The 715-nt window shown below is 47.8% G+C and carries 1 pseudogene; it reads left to right on the top strand.

What is annotated here, in order from left to right:
• Positions 1-677, top strand: a pseudogene (locus DXB92_RS12795) (hypothetical protein); the annotation flags it as partial.
• Between the last annotated feature and the right edge of the window lie 38 nt (positions 678-715).

Genomic DNA, 715 nt, shown 5'->3' on the forward strand with positions numbered 1-715 from the left:
CCTCAGCATCTAAGATTTTCGGCGTGCCTGTGGTCAAGCATGGCATCAACGGATATCTTCGGCAGAAAGGTAAGGTCGCAGAATTGGCATGTGGCTACGGCGGATCGGTCGGAGCAATGAAAGCCATGGGTGGAGCGGAAATGTCTGATGCAGAACTGAAGCAAATTGTGACGGACTGGCGAACTGCTTCTCCACACATTGTACAGTTGTGGTGGGATGTAGAAAATGCGGCCATCAAAGCTGTGCGGGATAAAACCGAAACAGAGACCCACGGCATTCACTTCTCTTATGAATCTGGTTTTCTGTTTATCAAGCTGCTGTCCGGCAGACGGTTGGCATATGTCAAGCCACGCATCGGTGAAAATCGCTTCGGCGGTGATTCTATCACTTATGAGGGCATTGGCACGGGCAGAAAATGGGAACGCTTGGAGACTTACTCCGGCAAGCTGGTCGAAAACATTGTTCAGGCAACCGCACGGGATCTGCTCTTCTATTCCATGCAGACACTATCACAATACTTCATTGTCGGTCATATTCACGATGAAATGATTATCGAATGTCCAAAAGATACAAAGCTGGATGAGATCTGTCAGCAGATGGCGAGAACGCCAGACTGGGCAAAAGGACTGCTGCTTCGGGCAGACGGATATGAATGCAGCTTTTACAAGAAAGATTAGGAGGATTCCATATGTTTTACATCAAAGAAAACTTGAAT

It is taken from the genome of Ruminococcus sp. OM06-36AC, from assembly GCF_003438725.1.
Classification (GTDB): domain Bacteria; phylum Bacillota; class Clostridia; order Oscillospirales; family Ruminococcaceae; genus Ruminococcus_C; species Ruminococcus_C callidus.